23 protein-coding genes are annotated in these 20,370 nt (G+C 69.3%); 17 read left to right on the top strand and 6 right to left on the bottom strand.

Annotated elements, in window-relative coordinates; translation table 11 throughout:
- Positions 1-79: 79 nt before the first annotated feature.
- The 14 genes from G4D77_RS16835 (at position 80) to G4D77_RS16770 (ending at position 12,392) form a co-directional block, all read left to right on the top strand.
- Positions 80-760, top strand: coding sequence for a fumarylacetoacetate hydrolase family protein (locus tag G4D77_RS16835; protein WP_012202047.1), 681 nt, complete (start codon positions 80-82; stop codon positions 758-760).
- Positions 757-1,518, top strand: coding sequence for a fumarylacetoacetate hydrolase family protein (locus G4D77_RS16830; RefSeq protein ID WP_096914429.1), 762 nt, complete (start codon positions 757-759; stop codon positions 1,516-1,518). The genes G4D77_RS16835 and G4D77_RS16830 overlap by 4 nt, the downstream gene beginning before the upstream one ends.
- A gap of 27 nt (positions 1,519-1,545) precedes the next feature.
- Positions 1,546-3,003 (top strand): 5-carboxymethyl-2-hydroxymuconate semialdehyde dehydrogenase, encoded by a 1,458-nt coding sequence (hpaE, locus tag G4D77_RS16825; protein WP_034365845.1) that lies wholly within the window; start codon positions 1,546-1,548, stop codon positions 3,001-3,003.
- A gap of 45 nt (positions 3,004-3,048) precedes the next feature.
- Positions 3,049-4,041, top strand: coding sequence for a tripartite tricarboxylate transporter substrate binding protein (locus G4D77_RS16820; protein ID WP_034365848.1), 993 nt, complete (start codon positions 3,049-3,051; stop codon positions 4,039-4,041).
- Positions 4,042-4,061: 20 nt separating this feature from the next.
- Positions 4,062-4,388 carry an aromatic ring-opening dioxygenase subunit LigA gene (locus G4D77_RS16815; RefSeq protein WP_012202043.1) on the top strand — a complete coding sequence of 109 codons (327 nt, stop codon included), beginning with the start codon at positions 4,062-4,064 and terminating at the stop codon, positions 4,386-4,388.
- 1 nt (position 4,389) lies between these two features.
- Positions 4,390-5,208 (top strand): DODA-type extradiol aromatic ring-opening family dioxygenase, encoded by an 819-nt coding sequence (locus G4D77_RS16810; protein ID WP_046241330.1) that lies wholly within the window; start codon positions 4,390-4,392, stop codon positions 5,206-5,208.
- Positions 5,209-5,643, top strand: a complete 435-nt coding sequence (locus G4D77_RS16805; RefSeq protein ID WP_012202041.1) for a 5-carboxymethyl-2-hydroxymuconate Delta-isomerase — start codon at positions 5,209-5,211, stop codon at positions 5,641-5,643.
- A 1-nt stretch (position 5,644) separates the two neighbouring features.
- On the top strand, positions 5,645-6,478 hold the full coding sequence (hpaH, locus tag G4D77_RS16800; protein ID WP_154833014.1) for a 2-oxo-hept-4-ene-1,7-dioate hydratase: 834 nt from the start codon (positions 5,645-5,647) through the stop codon (positions 6,476-6,478).
- A gap of 45 nt (positions 6,479-6,523) precedes the next feature.
- Positions 6,524-7,978 (top strand): NAD-dependent succinate-semialdehyde dehydrogenase, encoded by a 1,455-nt coding sequence (locus G4D77_RS16795; protein WP_154833012.1) that lies wholly within the window; start codon positions 6,524-6,526, stop codon positions 7,976-7,978.
- A gap of 18 nt (positions 7,979-7,996) precedes the next feature.
- Positions 7,997-8,818, top strand: coding sequence for an aldolase/citrate lyase family protein (locus G4D77_RS16790; RefSeq protein WP_012202038.1), 822 nt, complete (start codon positions 7,997-7,999; stop codon positions 8,816-8,818).
- A gap of 86 nt (positions 8,819-8,904) precedes the next feature.
- Positions 8,905-9,393, top strand: coding sequence for a homoprotocatechuate degradation operon regulator HpaR (gene hpaR, locus G4D77_RS16785; RefSeq protein ID WP_016447335.1), 489 nt, complete (start codon positions 8,905-8,907; stop codon positions 9,391-9,393).
- Positions 9,394-9,437: 44 nt separating this feature from the next.
- The gene (locus G4D77_RS16780; RefSeq protein WP_070080773.1) at positions 9,438-10,073 is read left to right on the top strand and encodes a 3'-5' exonuclease; all 636 of its coding nucleotides are present in this window, start codon (positions 9,438-9,440) and stop codon (positions 10,071-10,073) included.
- A gap of 190 nt (positions 10,074-10,263) precedes the next feature.
- The gene (locus tag G4D77_RS16775) at positions 10,264-10,767 is read left to right on the top strand and encodes a flavin reductase family protein (protein ID WP_016452255.1); all 504 of its coding nucleotides are present in this window, start codon (positions 10,264-10,266) and stop codon (positions 10,765-10,767) included.
- Positions 10,768-10,976: 209 nt separating this feature from the next.
- A complete protein-coding gene (locus G4D77_RS16770) occupies positions 10,977-12,392 on the top strand; it encodes an L-histidine transporter HutT (protein ID WP_154833010.1) in 1,416 nt (471 codons plus the stop codon).
- Here the strand turns inward: G4D77_RS16770 and G4D77_RS16765 are convergent.
- Entirely contained in the window at positions 12,389-13,588 is a 1,200-nt protein-coding gene (locus tag G4D77_RS16765) for a DUF5666 domain-containing protein (protein WP_016452257.1), read from the bottom strand. The two genes, G4D77_RS16770 and G4D77_RS16765, sit on opposite strands and share 4 nt — an antisense overlap.
- 148 nt (positions 13,589-13,736) lie before the next feature.
- Between G4D77_RS16765 and G4D77_RS16760 the strand changes: the two genes are divergently transcribed.
- The 3 genes from G4D77_RS16760 to G4D77_RS16750 are packed head-to-tail and all read left to right on the top strand — an operon-like array spanning position 13,737 to position 16,454.
- On the top strand, positions 13,737-14,447 hold the full coding sequence (locus tag G4D77_RS16760) for a PepSY domain-containing protein (protein WP_223275184.1): 711 nt from the start codon (positions 13,737-13,739) through the stop codon (positions 14,445-14,447).
- Positions 14,447-15,127, top strand: a complete 681-nt coding sequence (locus G4D77_RS16755; protein ID WP_013800000.1) for a response regulator transcription factor — start codon at positions 14,447-14,449, stop codon at positions 15,125-15,127. Before G4D77_RS16760 ends, G4D77_RS16755 begins: the two co-directional genes overlap by 1 nt.
- A complete protein-coding gene (locus G4D77_RS16750; RefSeq protein ID WP_154833008.1) occupies positions 15,117-16,454 on the top strand; it encodes a sensor histidine kinase in 1,338 nt (445 codons plus the stop codon). The genes G4D77_RS16755 and G4D77_RS16750 overlap by 11 nt, the downstream gene beginning before the upstream one ends.
- A 19-nt stretch (positions 16,455-16,473) precedes the next feature.
- Here G4D77_RS16750 and minE read toward each other — a convergent pair whose 3' ends face one another.
- The 5 genes from minE to G4D77_RS16725 form a co-directional block, all read right to left on the bottom strand.
- Positions 16,474-16,737 carry a cell division topological specificity factor MinE gene (gene minE, locus G4D77_RS16745; protein ID WP_016447328.1) on the bottom strand — a complete coding sequence of 88 codons (264 nt, stop codon included), beginning with the start codon at positions 16,735-16,737 and terminating at the stop codon, positions 16,474-16,476.
- Between the two features lie 6 nt (positions 16,738-16,743).
- The gene (gene minD, locus G4D77_RS16740; RefSeq protein WP_017405686.1) at positions 16,744-17,556 is read right to left on the bottom strand and encodes a septum site-determining protein MinD; all 813 of its coding nucleotides are present in this window, start codon (positions 17,554-17,556) and stop codon (positions 16,744-16,746) included.
- A 49-nt stretch (positions 17,557-17,605) separates the two neighbouring features.
- Complete coding sequence (minC, locus tag G4D77_RS16735; protein WP_017405687.1) at positions 17,606-18,352, bottom strand: septum site-determining protein MinC; 747 nt, start codon at positions 18,350-18,352, stop codon at positions 17,606-17,608.
- Positions 18,353-18,520: 168 nt separating this feature from the next.
- On the bottom strand, positions 18,521-19,309 hold the full coding sequence (locus G4D77_RS16730) for a crotonase/enoyl-CoA hydratase family protein (protein WP_154833006.1): 789 nt from the start codon (positions 19,307-19,309) through the stop codon (positions 18,521-18,523).
- 24 nt (positions 19,310-19,333) lie between these two features.
- Entirely contained in the window at positions 19,334-20,350 is a 1,017-nt protein-coding gene (locus tag G4D77_RS16725) for an acyl-CoA dehydrogenase family protein (RefSeq protein WP_154833004.1), read from the bottom strand.
- Between the last annotated feature and the right edge of the window lie 20 nt (positions 20,351-20,370).

Genomic DNA, 20,370 nt, shown 5'->3' with positions numbered 1-20,370 from the left:
CCTGGGAAAACCCTGAATCCACCGTGTTGACGGGGCTTGTTGCAAAAACAATAATTACCACGTTAACTAAATCCACACCATGCAGATTCAGCCCTTTCTCCTGGATGACGGCCTTGCGCTGGGCACGGTCTACGGCACGCTGCTCAACCAGCAGGCCACCGTGCAGCGCCTGTCGCCGCAGTTCGACAGCGCGCCCTACAAGGCCGCTCCGCGCGCTCCCGTGCTCTATCTCAAGCCGCGCAATACCTGGGCGCGCGATGGCGCTGCGGTGGCCGTGCCGGCCGATCCGGGCGAGGTCCGCGTCGATGCCAGCATCGGCCTGGTGATCGGCCGCAGCGCCACGCGCGTCAGCGAAGCAACGGCCCTGGACCATGTGGCCGGCTGGCTGATCGCCAGCGACCTCACGCTGCCGCACGAGAACTACTACCGCCCCGCCATCCGCCAGCGCTGCCGCGACGGTTTCTGCCCGCTGGGCGCCCTCGTTCGCGGCACAGGCTTTGACGCACAGGCGGCTACGCTCACGGTGTCCATCAATGGTGAACAGGTCTGGCAGCGCGGTTTTGCCGATCTGGTGCGCTCGCCCGCAAGGCTGCTGGCCGACGTGACCGAATTCATGACGCTGTCGCCCGGCGACGTGCTGCTGCTGGGCCCGGGCGAAGGCGCGCCGCTGGCGCGGCCCGGGGACCGCGTGGTCATCGAGGTGCCCGGCCTGGGCCGGCTCACGCATTCGGTGGTGGCAGAACAGGGAGCAGCAGCATGAAGCACGGACGCGTCATCTTCGAAGGACAGACCCTGCAGGTCACCGAAGGCCCGCACGGACAGGTGCAGTTGCCCGATGGCCGCCTGGTGGCGGAGACCGCCGTGCAGTGGCTGCCGCCGCTGCAGTTCGGCACCGTCTTCGCGCTGGGCCTGAACTATGCGGACCATGCCAAGGAAATCGCCTTCAACAAGGCGCCCGAGGAACCGCTGGTCTTCCTCAAGGGCCCGAACACGCTGAACGGCCACCGCGGCCGGACGTACCGGCCCGCCGACGTGGCCTACATGCACTTCGAGTGCGAGTTGGGCGTGGTCATCGGCAAGACCTGCCGCAACGTGCGCCGCGAGGATGCCTACAGCGTGGTCGCCGGCTACTGCACGGCCAACGACTACGCCATACGCGACTACCTGGAGAACTTCTACCGGCCCAACCTGCGCGTGAAGAACCGCGACGGCGCCACGCCCGTGGGCCCGTGGTTCGTCGATGCGGCCGATGTGCCCGACCCCATGAACCTGCGCCTGCGCAGCTGGGTCAACGGCGAGCTCAAGCAGGACGGCAGCACGCGCGACATGGTGCATGACATCCCCTCGCTGATCGCCCACCTGTCGGGCTTCATGACGCTGAACCCCGGCGATCTCATCCTCACCGGCACGCCCGACGGCGTGGCCGACTCCCGCGTGGGCGACGAGATCGTCACCGAGATCGAAGGCCTGGGCCGCCTGGTCAACACCATCGTCGGCGACGCGCCGGCCGCCTCCTGAACCCACCGCACACGCCAAGGAATCCCCATGCGCATTGACCACCTGATCGACGGCAAGGCCGTCGCCGGCAAGGACTATTTCGAGACCGTCAACCCCGCCACCCAGGAGGTGCTGGCCGAGGTCGCCGCAGGCGGCGAGGCCGAGGTGCAGGCCGCCGTTGCCGCCGCGAAGAACGCCTTCCCGAAATGGGCCAACACGCCCGCCACCGAACGCGCCAAGCTCGTGCGCAAGCTGGGCGACCTGATCGCCCGCCATGTGCCCGAGATCGCGCAGACCGAGACCAACGACTGCGGCCAGGTCATCGCCCAGACGGGCAAGCAGCTGGTGCCGCGCGCGGCCGACAACTTCTACTACTTTGCCGAGATGTGCACGCGCGTGGACGGCCACACCTATCCCACGCCCACGCACCTGAACTACACCCTGTTCCACCCCGTGGGCGTGTGCGCGCTGATCTCGCCCTGGAACGTGCCCTTCATGACGGCCACCTGGAAGGTGGCGCCCTGCCTGGCCTTCGGCAACACGGCCGTGCTCAAGATGAGCGAGCTGTCGCCCATGACGGCCGCGCGCCTGGGCGAGCTGGCGCTGGAGGCCGGCATTCCGCCCGGCGTGCTCAACCTGGTGCACGGCTACGGCAAGGACGCGGGCGAGCCCCTGGTGCGCCACCGCGATGTGCGCGCCGTCTCGTTCACGGGCTCGACCCAGACCGGCAACCGCATCGTGCAGGCCGCCGGCCTCAAGAAGTTCAGCATGGAGCTGGGCGGCAAGAGCCCCTTCGTGATCTTTGACGACGCCGACTTCGAGCGCGCGCTGGATGCGGCCGTGTTCATGATCTTCTCCAACAACGGCGAGCGCTGCACGGCCGGCAGCCGCATCCTGGTGCAAAAGGGCATCTATGCGAAGTTCGTGGACCGCTTCGTGGAGCGCGCCAGGAGGATCACCGTGGGCGACCCGCTGGACGAGTCCACCATCGTCGGCCCCATGATCAGCGCCAGCCACCTGGCCAAGGTGCGCCACTACATCGAACTGGGCCAGAAGGAAGGCGCCAGCATGCTGTGCGGCGGCCTGGATGCGCCCGTGCTGCCCGAGCGCGTGCGCAAGGGCAACTACGTGCTGCCCACGGTGTTTGCCGACGTGGACAACCGCATGCAGATCGCCCAGGACGAGATCTTCGGCCCCGTGGCCTGCATCATCCCCTTCAGCGACGAGGCCGAAGCCGTGCGCCTGGCCAACGATATCCAGTACGGCCTGTCCAGCTATGTCTGGACCGAGAGCGTGGGCCGCGCCCACCGCGTGGCCGCCGCCATCGAGGCCGGCATGTGCTTCGTCAACAGCCAGAACGTGCGCGACCTGCGCCAGCCCTTCGGCGGCACCAAGGCCTCGGGCACGGGCCGCGAGGGCGGCAGCTGGAGCTACGAGGTCTTCTGCGAGCCCAAGAACGTGGCCGTCTCGCTGGGCTCGCACCATATTCCGCACTGGGGCGTCTGAACGGGCGACCAGCGACAACGACAAAGAGAACCGAGGAGACAAGACATGCAACGCCGCCATTTCCTGCAATCCACCGCAGCCACCACGGCCGCAGCGCTGATGCTCCCGGGCCTTTCCCAGGCCCAGCCCGGTAGCGCGTCCGGCACCTGGCCCGCAAAGCCGCTGCGCATCATCGTGCCCTTCACGCCGGGCGGCACCACCGACCTGGTGGCGCGCCTGGTGGGCACCGAGCTGGGCAAGTCCCTGGGCCAGCCTGTGATCGTGGAGAACAAGCCCGGCGCGGGCACGGTGATCGGCGTGGACTATGTGTCCAAGCAGCCGGCCGACGGCTACACCCTGGTGTGCGTGGCCAACAGCTTCACGGCCAACAAGACGCTGGTGAAGAACCTGCCCTACGACACCACGCGCGACCTCAAGCCCGTGGCGCTGATGGGCCTGTCCGAGCATGTGCTGGCCACCCACCCGGGCAGCGGCCTGAAGACGCTGGCCGACCTGCGCAGCCGCGCCAAGGCCAGGCCCGGCGAGCTCAGCTATGCCTCGTTCGGCAACGGCACCTCGGCCCATCTGTCGGGCGCGCTGCTGTGCCAGGAGATGGGCATCGACATGGTCCACATCCCCTACAAGGGCCAGGGCCCGGCGCTGGCCGACCTGCTGGGCGGCCAGGTGGACGTGATGTTCGGCAACTGGCCCGAGTTCCGTGGCCATGTGCAAAGCGGCAAGCTGGTGGCACTGGGCATGGCCACGCGCCAGCGCTCGCAGTTCGCTCCCCAGGTGCCCACGCTGGCCGAGCAGGGCGTGGCGCTGGAATCCAACTCCTGGCAGGGTCTGCTGGCACCGGGCGCCACGCCCGATGCGCTGGTGCAGCGCATCAATGCCGCCGTGGTCAAGGCCCTGGCCGAGCCCGCCGTGGTGGACGCCTTCGCGCGCGGCGGCATCGTCTCGCAGGCCGGCACGGCGCAGCAGTTCGCAGCCTTCGTCACCAGCGAAATCGCCAAGTACGAAGCCATCATCCGCCGCGCCAACATCACGCTGGGCTGAGGCCGACACCGGGAGCCGCCATGAGCCTGTACACCATGCAGAAATTCCTGTTCCAGCTCAACCGCGAGCCAGAGGTGCAGCGGCGCTTTGCCGAGGACCGCGCCGCGCTGCTGGCCGAGTACGCGCTGGAGCCCGAGGAGTACGAAGCCATGTTCCACGGCGACATCGGCAAGCTCTACGTGCTGGGCTGCAACGGCCAGCTGCTGATGCACTTCGCGCCGCTGCTGGGCATGCCCTGGGCCGACTACCTGCAGGCCATGCGCGACGGCGTGCAAAAGCACGGACCGGTGCGCGCGGGCGTCTACGCGATGACGACAGCCACCAACGAAAAGATCGCAGGAGTTTGAGATGAGTCTGGTATTTGCAGGCGTTTGCAGCCATGCGCCCGGCATCACGGGCCGCGCACACCTGGCCGATCCGGCCACCAGGGATGCCTTCCATGCCGCCTTCCGCGACATGGGCGCACGGCTGGAGGCGGCGCGGCCCGACGCCGTGATCGTCATCGCGGCCGAGCACTTCGCCAACTTCTTCATGAACAACATGCCGGCCTATGCCATCGGCATGGCGGACCACTACGAAGGGCCCATCGAGGACCCGGCCTGGCTGGGCATAGAGCGCCACCGCATTCCCGGCAATGCCGAGCTGTCGCGGCGCCTGATCGCCGAGGTCATGCAGACCGTGGACGTGGCCTTTGCCGAGGAGTGGAAGTTCGACCACGGCATCATGGTCCCGCTGCACTTTCTGACGCCGGCCTATGACAAGGACATCATCCCCGTCAACATCAACTGCCAGGGCCCGCCGCTGACGCCGCTGCACCGCGCCTGGGCCTTTGGCGAGGCCCTGCGCCGCGCCTGCGACAAGGCGCCCGAGCGCATCGCCATCGTGGGCACGGGCGGCATCTCGCACTGGCCGGCCACGCCCGACTCGGGCAAGGTCAACTGGGAATGGGACCAGCAGTTCATGGACCGCTGGTGCCGCAACGACCGGGACGCGCTGCTGTCGTACACCGACGCCGAGACCTACCGCGACGGCGGCCAGGGCGGCTTCGAGATCCGCAGCTTCATCGCCGTGGCCGCCGCCGCGCGCGGCGCGGGCCAGGTGCTGTACTGCCAGCCCATTCCCATCTTCGCCGTGAGCTGCACGGCCGCCACCATGGAGGTGGCCTGAATGCCGCACGTGGTCATCCTCTACACGGCCAGCCTGGACGCGCACACCGACATGACGCAGCTGTGCCGCGCCCTGGCCGACACCATGCTCACCGTGCGCGCCGAAGACGGCGCCCAGGTCTTTCCCACGGGCGGCACGCGCGTGCTGGCCTACCCCGCGCCGCACAGCGCCGTGGCCGATGGCGGGGCCGCGGGCCGCGCAGCGGGCGGCGATGGCGACTACGGCTTCATCTACATCAACCTGCGCATGGGCCGGGGCCGCTCGGCCGCCGTGCAGCAGCAGGCCGGCGACGCCCTGCTGGCCTGCGCGCGCCGCCATCTGCAGCCGCTGTTCGCGCAGCGCCACCTGGGCCTGACCGTGCAGGTCGATGAAAGCCCGGGCCAGGTGTATGACGGCAAGCACAGCACCCTCCACCCTCTCTTTTCCAGGCCTTGAAATGTTTTCCCAAGAACTGTTGACCCAACTGGCCCAGGAGCTGGACCGCAGCGAGAAGACGCGCGTGCAGGTCGAGCATTTCTCCAAGCGCTTTCCCGGCATGACCGTGGAGGATGGCTACCGCGTCTCGCGCGAATGGGTGCGCCTGCAGATCGCGGCGGGCCGCAAGGTGATAGGCCACAAGATCGGCCTGACCTCGCGCGCCATGCAGATATCGAGCCAGATCGACGAGCCCGACTACGGCACCCTGCTCGACAGCATGCTCTACCGCTGCACGCCGGGCCAGGTGCTGGACATCCCGGCCGCCCACTTCATCGCACCGCGCGTGGAGGTGGAGCTGGCCTTCGTGCTCAAGGCGCCGCTGCGCGGCCCAGGCCTGCCCGGCGGCAGGGAGATCACGCTGCAGGACGTGCTGGACGCCACCGACCATGTGACGCCGGCCATCGAGATCATCGACGCGCGCATCGAGCAGTTCGACCGCCACACCAAGGCCATGCGCAAGGTCTACGACACCATCAGCGACAACGCGGCCAATGCGGGCATCGTCACCGGCGCCGGCCGCGCTGACCCCCAGGTGATAGACCTGCCCTGGTGCGGCGCCATACTGCGCTGCAACGGCGTGGTCGAGGAGACCGGCCTGGCTGCCGGCGTGCAGGGCCATCCCGCCATCGGCGTGGCATGGCTGGCCAACAAGCTCTCGCCCTGGGGCGAGGCCCTGGAGGCCGGCCAGACCGTGCTGGCCGGCTCGTTCACGCGCCCCGTGGCTGCCCGGGCCGGCGACCTGTTCGATGCCGACTACGGCCCGCTGGGCCGCCTGCAGTTCCGCTTTGTCTAGGCGCCGTCGTCCCGACGCCTGCCCCGCCCTTATTGGAGATTTCCCATGCCGCTTGCACTGCGCGACCCCAGCCTGCTCAAGAACCTCTGCCTGATCGACGGCCAATGGCTGGCCGCCGACGATGGCAGCCGCATCGACGTCCACAACCCCGCCACGGGCGAAGCCGTCGGCCATGTGCCCCGCATGGGCGAGGCCGAGACGCAGCGCGCCATCGCCGCCGCCGAGCGCGCCTTCACCCTCTGGAAGCAGCAGACCGCCGAGGCCCGCGCGCGCCTGCTGCAGCGCTGGTTCGAGCTGATGATGGAGAACCAGGAGGACCTGGCCCTGATCATGACCAGCGAGCAGGGCAAGCCCCTGGCCGAGTCGCGCGGCGAGATCGCCTATGCGGCCTCCTACGTGCAGTGGTTTGCCGAGGAAGCCCGCCGCATCTACGGCTCCACCGTGCCGGCGCCCTGGGCCGACAAGCGCATCATCGTGACCAAGGAGCCCGTGGGGGTCTGCGCCGCGATCACGCCCTGGAACTTCCCGGCCGCCATGATCACGCGCAAGGTCGCGCCCGCCCTGGCCGCGGGCTGCACCATCATCGTCAAGCCCGCGCAGCAGACACCGCTGTCGGCCCTGGCCATGGCCGAGCTGGCCCAGCGCGCCGGCATTCCCGAGGGCGTGTTCAGCGTGATCACGGGCTCCTCGCGCGCCATCGGCGGCGTGCTCACGGCCAGCATGGCCGTGCGCAAGCTGACCTTCACGGGCTCCACCGAAGTGGGCCGCGTGCTGGCCGAGCAATGCGCGCCCACGCTCAAGAAGATGTCGCTGGAGCTGGGCGGCAACGCGCCCTTCATCGTCTTCGATGACGCGGACCTCGATGCCGCCGTGGAAGGCGCCATGGCCTCCAAGTACCGCAACACCGGCCAGACCTGCGTGTGCGCCAACCGCCTGCTGGTGCAGGACGGCGTGTACGACGCCTTCATGGCCAGGCTCAAGGTCGCCGTGCAGGCCCTCAAGGTGGGCAACGGGCTGGAGGCCGGCGTGGGCCAGGGCCCGCTGATCGACCAGGCCGCCGTGGACAAGGTCGAGGAGCTGGTGGCCGATGCCGTGAAGAACGGCGCCGAGGTCGTGCTGGGCGGCAAGCGCCATGCGCTGGGCGGCACCTTCTACGAGCCCACCATCCTGGCCAACGCCACGGACCGCATGCGCATTGCCAGGGAAGAGGTCTTCGGCCCCGTGGCGCCCGTGTTCCGCTTCAAGACCGAGGAAGAGGCCATCCGCATGGCCAACGACACCGAGTACGGCCTGGCCGCCTACTTCTACGCCCGCGACGTGGGCCGCGTGTGGCGCGTGGGCGAGGCGCTGGAGTACGGCATGGTGGGCATCAACAGCGGCATCATCAGCACGGCCGTGGCGCCGTTTGGCGGCGTCAAGCAGTCGGGCATAGGCCGCGAGGGCGGCGCCGCCGGCATAGAGGAATACCTGAGCACCAAGTACCTGTGCATGGGCCACTGAGGCCCGGACAATCACACCATGCAGACACCTGTGAACCGCTTCAAGGCCGCCATTGCGGCCGACCAACCCCAGATCGGCCTGTGGCTGGGCCTGGCCGACGCCTATTCGGCGGAAATCTGCGCGGGCGCCGGCTTCGACTGGCTCCTGATCGACGGCGAGCATTCGCCCAACGACACGCGCACCCTGCTGGCGCAGCTGCAGGCCATCGCGGCCTATCCCGACAGCCATGCCATTGCCCGCGTGCCCATGGGACACGGCGAGGTCGGCGAGATGCTGATCAAGCAGTACCTGGACATCGGCGTGCAGACCCTGCTCGTGCCCATGGTGGACACGGCCGAGCAGGCCGCACGCATCGTGCGCGCCGCGCGCTATCCGCAGGCCGACGGCCAGGGCGGCATCCGCGGCATGGGCGGCGCACGCGCATCGGCCTGGGGCCGGCGCGCCAACTACGCCCATGAAGCCAACGCCCAGGTCTGCGTGCTGGTGCAGGTGGAGACGCGCCAGGCGCTGGCCCACCTGGACGCCATTGCCGCCACCGAGGGCGTGGACGGCGTCTTCATCGGCCCGGCCGACCTGTCGGCCTCCATGGGCCACATCGGCAACCCCGGCCATCCCGAGGTGCAGGAGGCGATTGCCGACGCCATCGCGCGCATACGCCGCGCCGGCAAGGCGCCCGGCATCCTCACGCCCAACGAGGCCCTGGCGCGCAAGTACCTGGAGCTGGGCTGCACCTTCACGGCCGTGGGCCTGGACACCAGCGTGCTGGTGCAGGCCACCAGCGCGCTGGCTGCGCGCTTCAAGCAGGCAGCGGCCCCCGCGCCGAAAAGCCAGACCTATTGAGGCCCCGGCCTGACAAGGCGCGCGCAACGCCGCTCCGGGGAGGGAGCGGCGGCTGCATAGAATCCAGCCGACAGATGCTGCCGAACATGCCCCAGACCACGACCTCTTTTGCCCCCGAGCCGCTGCGCGCCTTCTCGCGCTCCCTGCCCATGGCGCTGCTGCGCGCCCGCGAATCGGTCATGGTGCGCTTTCGGCCCATGCTGCGCGCCCATGGCCTGACCGAACAGCAGTGGCGCGTGCTGCGCGCCATGGCGGCGGTCACGCACAGGCTGCGGCCCATGGAGCTGTCGCAGGCCACCTACATCAGCATGCCCAGCCTCTCGCGCCTGCTCAAGACGCTGGAAGGCCGGCAGCTGGTGGAGCGGTCGCGCCACGCCAGCGACATGCGCGGCGCCGAGTTCGAGCTCACGGCGGCCGGCCACGCCATCGTGGCCGAGATCGCGCCGCATTCCTCCGAGACCTATGCCGAGATCGAGCGCCTGGTGGGCCATGAAGAGATCGAGCAGCTCTACGCCCTGCTCGACCAGGTCGTGCAGCGCCTGGGCGCGGCCGACGGCAGCCAGGCCGAGGAATAGCCGCCCCGGCACGCCGGTCGGGCACTGCCGGGCACAATCGCCCCATGCCGCAGCCGATTGCCGTCATCGACTTTGAAACCACGGGCATGGCGCCTGCCCAGGGCGCGCGTGCCACCGAGGTCGCCATCGTGCTGATCGAGGGCGGCCAGGTCGTGGACCGTTTCCAGAGCCTGATGCGCACGGGCGCCTGGATACCGCCCTTCATCACGCGGCTGACCGGCATCACCAACGCCATGGTCGCAGCCGCGCCGCCCGCCGAGGAGGTGATGCGCGATGCCGCCCGCTTCGTGGGCAGCGCGCCCATGGTGGCGCACAACGCGGCCTTCGACAGCAAGTTCTGGCAGTCCGAACTGGCCCTGGCCGGCGAGGCCGCGCCCCAGCCCTTTGCCTGCACCGTGCTGCTGTCGCGCCGCATCTATCCGGAGGCGCCCAGCCACAGCCTGAGCCGGCTCACCGCCCACCTGGGCTTGCCCGTGGCCGAGCGTGCCCACCGGGCGCTGGCCGATGCCGAGATGGCCGCCGCCCTGCTGGCGCGCATGCAGCAGGACCTGTGCCGGCGCTATGCGCTGGCCTGGCCCGAGCATGCCCTGCTGATGCGGCTGCAGCGCTGCGCGCGCGCCCGCATGGCAGGCTGGCTGCAGGAGAACGCCGCGCCCGCCCAGATGCGCATGGCGCTGTGAGCCGGCACGGCGCACGCAAGGCAAAGACCTCCCTGGCCAAATCCCCATCGGCCGCATCTGCCGGCATCCGCACCCATAATGCACGGTTGCTGCCCGGCTACGGGCGCCCGTCCCAAACGCGGCAGCCCTGCTGCCGCCTTGCTGCCGCCTGGTTCTTGCACCCGTGAATTCCGCCCTGCCTCCTGCCGCCATGGCCAACCTGGCCCCTCAGGCCCCGTTCTCGTCGCGCGAGTTCCGCGACGCGCTGGGCCAGTTCGCCACGGGCGTGACCATCGTCACCGCGCGCAGCCCGCAGGGCCATCCGGTGGGCGTCACCGTGAGCTCGTTCAACTCGGTCTCGCTCACACCGCCGCTGGTGCTGTGGAGCATGGCGCTGTCGGCGGCCTCGCTGCCCGTGTTCCAGCATTGCTCGCACTACGCCATCCACGTGCTGTCGGCCTCGCAAAAGCCCCTGGCCGAGCTGTTCGCGCGCAAGGGCGTGGACCGCTTCGCCAACACCGCCTGGCGCAGCTCGGCCCAGGGCGTGCCGCTGCTGACCGAAGCCACCACCGTCTTCGAGTGCCGCAACCGCCATCGCCATGAAGAGGGCGACCATGTGATCTTCATCGGCGAGGTCGAGCAGTGCAGCCACCAGGCCGGCCACACGCCGCTGCTGTACCACGCAGGCCGCATGCACACGGGCGGCCTGGGCTGAGCCCGGGCCCGCGGCGGCACACTCGTCGGCTCTTTCGGCCACTCCCCCTATTCCCGTTCCTTCCCGCCTCCGGGTAATCCCCGGTCCGGGAAATCGGTGTCTGCGCATATTGTATATACAGGCTTATACATCTGATCGCAGACCCATCCGCAGGCCGACGAAGCCCGTGGATGCGGCGGCCATTTCACCAATGACGGGGGAGACAGCACATGAGTTCACCATCTGCAGGCAGCCTGCACCGAGGGCTGTCGGCCCGCCATATCCGCTTCATGGCACTGGGCTCGGCCATAGGCACGGGGCTGTTCTACGGCTCGGCCAAGGCCATACAGCAGGCGGGGCCCTCGGTGCTGATCGCCTACCTGCTGGCGGGCGCGGCGGTCTACATGGTGATGCGCGCGCTGGGCGAGATGGCCGTGCACAACCCCGTGCCCGGCTCCTTCGGCCAGTACGCCAGTGACTACCTGGGCCCGTTCGCCGGCTTCGTAACGGGCTGGACCTATACCTTCGAGATGGTCATCGTCTGCCTGGCCGACGTGACGGCCTTCGGCATCTACATGGGGTTCTGGTTTCCCGAGGTGCCGCGCTGGATCTGGGTGCTGTCCATCGTCTGCTTCATCGGCGCGCTCAACCTGTGCTCGGTCAAGGTGTTCGGCGAGATGGAGTTCTGGCTGTCCCTGCTGAAGGTGGCGGCCATCATCGCCATGATCGGCGGCGGCCTGGGCATCATGGTGTTCGGCTTCGGCATGGCGGCCGGCCAGGCACCCACCGGCGTGCAGAACCTGTGGGTGCACGGCGGCTTCATGCCCAATGGCGTCTCGGGCCTGATCGCCTCGCTGGCGGTGGTGGTGTTCGCCTTCGGCGGCATCGAGATCATCGGCATCTCGGCCGGCGAGGCCAAGGACCCGGCGCGCGTGATCCCGCGCGCCATCAACGCCGTGCCGCTGCGCATCCTGCTGTTCTACGTGCTCACGCTGTTCGTGCTGATGAGCATCTTCCCCTGGCCGCAGATCGGCAGCCAGGGCAGCCCCTTCGTGCAGATCTTCAGCGGCCTGGGCATTTCCTCGGCCGCCACCATCCTCAACATCGTGGTGATCTCGGCGGCCGTGTCGGCCATCAACAGCGACATCTTCGGCGCCGGCCGCATGCTCTACGGCATGGCGCACCAGGGCCAGGCCCCCGCCGGCTTCGGCCGCGTCTCGCGCCATGGCGTGCCCTGGATGACGGTGGTGGTGATGGCCGTGGCACTGCTGGCCGGCGTGGTGCTGAACTACCTGATTCCCGAGGACGTGTTCCTGCTGATCGCCTCCATCGCCACCTTCGCCACGGTCTGGGTCTGGCTGATGATCCTGCTGTCGCAGTTCGCGGCGCGCCGCCGCATGAGCCCGCGGCAGGTGGCCGCGCTGAAGTTCCCGGTCCCGCTGTGGCCCGCCGCGCCGCTGGCCGCCATCGGCTTCATGCTGCTGGTGCTGGGCGTGCTCGGCTACTTCCCCCACACCCGTGCCGCGCTGGTCGTGGGCGGCCTGTGGATCGTGCTGCTGGGCGCCGCCTACCTGCTGTGGGTGCGCCCCGCCGCCGCGCGTGCGCAGAGCGAGGCGATGCGGCCTGCGGCGAACGCGAACCCTTAGTCGAACTCGACCTCGGTGGCCACCACCATCGCGCCATCGACCGAGAGCCGGCCCTTGACCTCGACCACGCGCCCCACGGCAATTTGGGCAGCGCTGCCATCCTCGAAGCGCGCATTGCGATAGTCCACGCGCACGCCGCGCAGCTCGAAGATGCCGGCCAGGCTGTCGACAGCGGTGATGCGCCCCTCGATCTCGAAGCCATCGTCACTGTCCAGCCGCAGCTTGCGCTCGACCTCGGAGGCGCGAAGCACCCCGTCCTGGAACATGCCTTCGACCTCGACCAGGTCGCCCACGGCAAGGCCTGCGGGCAGGCGTGCGGCGCTGCCCGCATCCACGCTCAGGCCGTCCACGACGAAGCGGGTCGGCGAGTCCATGCGGGTGATATGGCCGGTGACGTCGGCCTCCACGCCTGCCTGTTCGGGCAGCGTGGGACGCTGCACCGACAGTGCGGTGGCCACCCACAGGCCGGCGGCATCGGGCTGGCGCGCCAGGCGCAGGCTGACCACGTCGCCGGCAGCCAGCGCGGCGGCAACCTGCACGCCGCTCCAGTTGACGACGGCCTCGCCGATGCGCAGGGTGCGGCGCGACATGTCAACGGCATCCACAGGCGCGCGCAGGCGCCAGGGCTCGTCGGCGTCATCCTCGATCTCGATGCGGCTGGCAAGAATGCGGCCCTGCGCATCGCGCAGGCCGTGGACTTCCAGCACACGGCCGACCTGCAGCGCCGCCGCGCGGCCGTCCTCGAACACCGTGGCCGCATCGACGATCACGGTCTGGCCCAGTACGGTCAGCCGGTCGCCCACGACCGCGCTCAACGGACCTTCCAGATCGCTGCGCACAAGAATCTGGCGGGCCATGGCGCGCGCCACACCATCGCTGCCGGTGGTCACGGGGTCGGCCGTGACATGGACCGCCATGCCCAGCTTGAGCGCATCGCTGGCCAGCAGGACGCCATCGCCATCGGTGATCCGGGCCTGGCGCTCGTCATACCGCACCCCATTGACCAGGATGGAGCCGAAGCCGTCAATGGTGCCCGACGCATAGCTGGCGCTGGGAGTGACTGGCGTGGGGGCGGGCTTGTCAGCCCCGCCGCCGCCGCCGCCGCAGGCGGCCAGCAGCACGGACAGCGAGAGCGCGCCAGCGCCCAGGACCCGGGGCAATGGCGGGGCGGAGCGGGAAAAGCGAAGAAAATGCATGGTGTTCGATGCCAGAAAGAAACAGATGAAAAGGCACCGCGGCGGGGCCATCGGTGCAACCGCCTGCAGTGTCGGCAAAGGCGCCTAAACCGCGCATGAATGGCGCGTTCATGCACTGTTTAAGAACGTGCACATAAGATGCGTGGCCGTGAAACTCCGCCTCGCACTTGCTGCCTTGCTGGCCCTGCCGCTGGCGCCCGCCTCTGCCACCACGCCAGCGGAGCATGAAAGCGTGCGCCGCGAGGTGCAGTCCAAGCGCCTGCGGCCCTTGGCGGAAATCCTCCAGGACGTGCAGCAGCGCCACAAAGGGCGCGTCATCGACATCGAACTCGAGCGCGGCGCCGACGGCCGGCGCTGGTACGAAATCAAGCTCGCCAATGGCCAGCGCACGGAGATCTATATCGATGCAGTCACGGGACAGGACATCCCCCGGCCGGGCGCGACCACCGCCGTGCTGATACCCATGTCCGCCGTGGCGGCAGCCGTCACCCGCTTGCATCCCGGCACCGTGCTGCAGATCGAGCTGGAGGAAACGCGCAGCCCCAGGCCCTACTACGAGATCCAGCTGCTCACGCGCGAAGGCCGTGAGCAGCTGCTGCGCGCCGACGCCCAGACGGGCCGCATCCTGGCGGAGCCTGTCCTGAGCCGGGAGCAGGCCGCCACGCTGCAACCGCTGCCGCGCATTCTTGAGGAACTGGAGCGCAAGTACCAGGCCCGCGCCACAGAGGCCGAGCTCAAGATCGACGTCCGGCAGCGCGCCTACTACGAGGTCGAGTTGCAGCTGAGCGCCGGCCGCAGCATCGAAGTGCATGTGGATGCGTACAGCGGCCAGCCCATCGAAGAGGACGGACTGCGCTGATGCGGGTGCTCATCGTCGAAGACGACGCCGATCTTGCTGCAGGCCTGCAGGCCATCCTGCAGGAGGCCGGCATGCTGGCCGAGTGCTGCGCGGACGGCCGCCTCGCCCAGGAACTGGGCAGCGTCGAACACTATGACGCCGCCTTGCTGGACCTGGGGCTGCCAGGACAGGACGGCGTCTCGGTGCTGCGCCATTGGCGCGAGCAGGGCCGCTCCTTTCCCGTGCTGGTGCTCACGGCCCGCAACCGCTGGAGCGACAAGCTCACGGCCTTCCAGGCCGGCGCGGACGACTACCTGACCAAGCCCTTTCTGCACGAGGAGGTCGTCACGCGGCTGCGCGTGCTGCACCGGCGCGCAGCAGGCGGCAGCCGGCCCCTGGTGCAGATAGGCCCGCTGGCCTACGACACCATGGCAGACCGCTTCACGCTCGAAGGTCGGCCGCTTGCGCTGACCGCGCAGGAGCAACGCATCCTGAGCTTTCTGACCAACCGGCATGGACAGCTCGTCAGCCGCGCCGACATCAGCGAGCATGTCTACGCACGCGACCTGGACCCGGACTCCAACACCGTGGACGTGTTGGTCGGCCGCATCCGCCGCAAACTGTCCCCGCATGGCCTGATCCATACCGAGCGCGGACGGGGCTTTCGCCTGCAGCAGGCCAGCGGCGACCATGCGTCCTAGGCACTGGGGCCTGTCGGAGCGCCTGCTGGCACTGAGCTTGGTGGCCACGCTGGCCTGCGGCACGGCCGCCAGCTGGCTGCTGCGCGAGCAGTTGCACGATGCGGTGCTGCGCAGCTTCAAGGCCGGCCTGCAGGACCGCGCCGAGCGGCTGCAGGCCGAGCTGCAGTCCCCGGGACCCCTGACCGGACAGGGCACGCGGCTCAATCGCGGCGAGTTCGGCCGCATTTTCTCGGGCTGGTACTGGACACTGGAGCAGGACGGGCGGCTGCAGCAGTCGCGCTCGGTCTGGGACGACAGCCTGGAGCTGGACGACGCCCGTCCCTGGCCCCGGCACAAGGGCAGCGAGACGCTGCTGTCGCTGCGCGGGCCGCAGGGGCGCGAACTGCTGGGCCTGCGCCGCAGCTTCGATGTCGCGGGCAGGCGCGTGCAGCTGCATGTCTTCGGCCCGCTGGACGGTACGCGCCAGGAATGGCGCCGAATCGACCGCATCCTGCTGGTCACCGAGCTGGGCCTGGTCGCCGCGCTGCTGCTGTGCACGGTGGCGCTGGTGCGCCTGGGATTGCAGCCGCTGCGCAGCCTGCAGCAGGCGCTGCAGGACATGGAAGACGGCACACGCACGCAGCTGGGGCGGCACTTCGGCCCCGACCTGGACCCGATTGCCGAGGCCGTGGACCAGGTGCTGCAGCGCAATGCCCAGGTCGTGGAGCGCGCGCGCCACCAGGCGGCCGACCTGAGCCATGCGCTCAAGAAGCCGCTGGCCGTGCTCGGCATCCAGGCACGCGGCCATCAGGTCGATGGCCCGTGGCTGCGTGACCAGGTACAGGCCATGTCCCACACCATCGACCGCCATCTGGCGCGCTTTGCCAGCGGCGCCGGCAGCGCCGGCAGCGTGGCGCTGGATGAGGTGCTGGCCCGGCTGCTGGATGCCATGCGCCAGATCCACGCCCAGCGGCGCCTGTCCTGGTCCATCCAGACCTCCACGCCGCTGCCCGGCCATGGGCTGCGCTGGCGCGGCGCGGCCTCGGACCTGGAGGAGATGGCGGGAAACCTGCTGGACAACGCCGGCAAGTGGGCACGCAGCCGCGTCACGCTGGCCGTGTGCCAGGATGGCACGACGACGCTGCTGCAGATCGATGACGACGGCCCAGGCCTGGCGCCGGAGCATCTCGCGCAGGCCATGGAGCGCGGTGTCCGCTTCGACGAACAGGCCCAGGGCCACGGCCTGGGCCTGGCCATCGTGCGCGACATCGCCGAGACCTATGGTGGATCGCTGGAGATGGGGCCCAGCCCGCTGGGCGGGTTGCGCTGCACGCTGCGCCTGGGCTGAGCACGGCGCCGGGCGGCGCTCAGCGCGCGGCGTCGGGCAGTTCGATCTTGACTTCGAGCACTTCCAGGTTTTCCTGGCGCTCCAGGTGCACCTTGATGTCGTTGACGTCGATGTCCACGTACTTGGAGATCACCGCCATCAGCTCCTTTTGCAGCGCAGGCAGGTAGTCGGGACCGCCGCCGTTGCCGCCCACGCGCTCGCGCGCGAGGATGATCTGCAGGCGCTCCTTGGCCACCGAGGCCGTCTTCTTCTTTTCTCCGAGCAGGAAAGAGAGCATGGACATGGCCGCTTACCTCCCCCCGAACATGCGTTTGAAGAAGCCGGGCTTTTGCGCTTCGGTGAAGCGCATGGGCTTTTCCTCGCCCAGGAAGCGCGCGACCACGTCCTGGTAGGCCTCGGCCACGTCCGAGCCCTGCATGTGCACGGCGGGAATGCCCTGGTTGGAGGCCTGCAGCACGGTTTCGGACTCGGGCACGACGCCGATCAGCTCGATGCGCAGGATGTCCTGGATGTCCTCCAGCGACAGCATCTGGCCGTCCTGCACGCGGTTGGGGTTGTAGCGCGTGATCAGCAGGTGTTCCTTGACGGTCTCGCCCGCTATGGCGCGCGCGGTCTTGGAGCTGAGCATGCCCAGGATGCGGTCGGAGTCGCGCACGGAGGAGACTTCCGGGTTGGTCACGACCAGGGCCTCGTCGGCGAAGTGCATGGCGATCAGCGCGCCGCTTTCGATGCCGGCCGGCGAGTCGCAGACGATGTACTCGAAGTCCATGCCCGCCAGATCGTCCAGGATCTTCTTGACGCCGTCCTGCGTGAGCGCATCCTTGTCACGCGTCTGGGAGGCGGCCAGCACGAAGAGGTTGTCGCACTGCTTGTCCTTGATCAGGGCCTGGTTGAGGTTGGCCTCTCCCTGGATGACGTTGATCAGGTCGTAGACCACGCGGCGCTCGCAGCCCATGATCAGGTCCAGGTTGCGCAGGCCCACGTCGAAATCGATGACGGCGGTCTTGTGCCCGCGCAATGCGAGGCCCGATGCGAAGCTGGCGCTGGTGGTGGTCTTGCCCACGCCACCCTTGCCGGAGGTCACGACGACTATTTTGGCCATGTTTGCACGGTTCCTTAAAGACTGGAGAGCAAAGAAGAAGGGTCCGGTGTCATACCGGCTCGATGAGGATTTTCTCGCCGTCGAGACGCACCTTGGCGGGCCTGGCGGCCACATCCGCCGGGAGATCGGTCTCGATTGTGCGATAGATGCCGGCAATCGACAGCAGCTGTGCTTCCATGCAGGTGCTGAAGATGCGCGCCTCGGTGTTGCCGCGCGCCCCGGCGATGGCCCTGCCGCGCAGCGGCGCGTAGACATGGACGTTGCCGTCGGCGATGACTTCGGCACCATAGCTGACCATGGCCAGCACCACGATGTCGGTGCCGCGCGCATAGACGCGCTGGCCCGAGCGCAGCGGCTTGTCCACGATGAGGGCGTCGGCCTGGGGAGCAGGCACCTCGCGCACCACCTCGACCTCGCGCACGACTTCCTGGATCTCGATCTCGGGCACCGTGGGCCGCACGGGTGCGGCCTCGGGCGCGGGCGCCAGGCCTGCGGCACGCGCCGCCTCCATCTGCGCCGGGCTGCCGCCGCGCACGGCCACGGGCACGGTGCGGTGAAAGCGCAGCGCCTCCACGAGCACGGCGAAGTCGATGGCCTCCTCGGCCTCGCGCACATGGGCCAGGTCGATCAGCACGGGGTCGTTGTCGAAGAAATCCGGGTCGTCGGCCAGGCGCTGGGCCAGGTCGGCCACGAGCGCACGTACGTCGGTATCCCGCAGGGTCACGGCCACCACGGGCAGCTGCGCGCTCTTGAGGTCGAAGCTGGGGCGGGCAGTACTCGTCGTTTCAACGGCCATGGGACTGGGAGTGCGGTGGATGGGAGAGTTGCCTCTCGACGCGCAAAGTGTACTGTGTGTGCAGTACATGGGCGCCCACTCCCGCCGGGAGGCCGGCACCGGGGAGTGTCCATTTGTGTTGTGTCACACACGGCCCATGCCCCCGTGGCGGGGGCCGGGCGGGCCCGGTCACTGAAACCGGGGCTTACGCTTCTCCACGAAGGCCATCACGGCCTCGCGGTGGTCGGCGGTCTTGTGGGCCAGGGCCTGGTAGCCGGCGGACAGCTCCAGCAGCGACTCCAGCGTGCTGTGCTCGCCCTCGCGCAGCAGGCGCTTGGTCATGCGCATCACGGCGCCGGGGTTGGCGGCGATCTTGTCGGCCAGCGCGCGTGCCGTGGGCAGCAGCTGGTCCGCCGGCACGACGCGGCTGACCAGGCCGCAGGCCAGGGCCTCCTGCGCGTCGATGGCCTCGCCCGTGAACGCCATCTCGGCCGCCTTGGCGCGGCCCACGGCGCGCGGCAGCAGCCAGGCGCCGCCGTCCCCGGGGACGATGCCCACGCGCACGAAGCTCTCGGCAAAGGTGGCCGTCTCGCTGGCGATGCGGATGTCGCACATGCAGGTCAGGTCCAGCCCCGCGCCGATGGCCGGGCCGTTGATGGCGCAGATCACGGGCACGTCCAGCTGGGTCAGGGCACGCGGAATGCGCTGTATGCCCTGGCGGTACTCCTCGCGGATGGCATCGGGCGTGAGCGCGTCGTCGAAGAAGCGCTGCATGTCCTTGACGTTGCCGCCCGAGCTGAAGATGGGGCCGGCGCCCGTGAGGATGACGGCCTTGACCGAGGCGTCGCGCCGGATCTCGTCGCAGACCTGCACGAATTCCTCCACGGCCGTGTTGCCCGTGAGCGCATTGCGCGTCTCGGGCTGGTTCATGGTGAGGGTCCAGATGGCGCCGTCGCGGGCGATGTTCAGAAAGGACATGGAGAAGACTCCTTGAGCAAGGGTTTATGCGGTGATGTCGGTGGTCGAACGGATCAGGTCCAGCGTGCTGCCCGCGTGGCCATGGACCAGCGCGGCGCCTGCCACACCGTGCCAGTACGACTCGGAGCCCGCCGTCTGGCGCCAGGCATGCAGGCGGCGCGTGAGCAGTTGCAGGTCGTATTCCTCGGTGAAGCCCATGGCGCCGTGGATGGCGTGGGCCGCCTCGGCCACGGCCAGCGCGGCCTGGCTGCAGCGCGCCTTGGCCACGGCCACGCGCAGCCGATCGGGGAAGATGCCCTGCCCCGCGCAGCCCAGCCGGGCCGCCATGCGCGCGGCGAAGACATGCTCGCTCATCACCGCCAGCTGGTGCTGAATGGCCTGGAACTTGCCGATGGGGCGGCCGAACTGCTGGCGGTCATTCGCATACTGCAGCGTGCGCTGGAACACCTCCATGAGCGCGCCCGCCAGCTGCGCCGCCACCAGGCCGGCCTGCAGCGTGCGCAGGTCCAGCCCATCCGGCAGGGCGATAGCGGGAGCAGGCGCCGCGCGGACCTGATCGGCGCTCCAGCGCAGGTTCACGTCCAGGCAGAAGGCCGCCGGCTCGGACTGCGCCTGCGCCACGGGCAGCAGGCTCCAGCCCTGCGCATGCTGCACCAGCGCGCTGTCCGCCACCGCGCCCAGGCGCACGGGTGCGCAGTGCAGGCCGCCATCCGCCTGGAGCAGGCCTTGCGCCAACGCGATGGCGCCTGGTGGACGCTCCGCCCCCGCGCCCACCAGCAACGCGCGCGCCAGCATGGTCTCGCCCAGCGGCACGGGCAGCGCATGGGCGCCGGCCAGCGACCACACATCGAACAGCTGCGCCAGCGCCAGCCCCGCGCCGCCCGCGTGCTCGGGCACCAGGGCATCGGCAAAGCCGGCCTGCTCCAGCGATTGCCACAGCGCCCGGGGCGAGCCCCCGGCCTCGATGGCGCGCACCCGCGCGGGCGTGCACTCGCCCTGCAGCAGCTGGCGTGCGGCATCGGCAAACAAATCGTCTTCCATGTCTCTCTCCATTCATGACA

Origin of the sequence: Delftia sp. WY8 (genome assembly GCF_018437695.1) — a bacterium.
GTDB classification, from domain to species: Bacteria; Pseudomonadota; Gammaproteobacteria; order Burkholderiales; family Burkholderiaceae_C; genus Comamonas; species Comamonas tsuruhatensis.
Note: the sequence above shows the minus strand (reverse complement) of the source record. Positions and strands in the feature narration are given on the sequence as shown.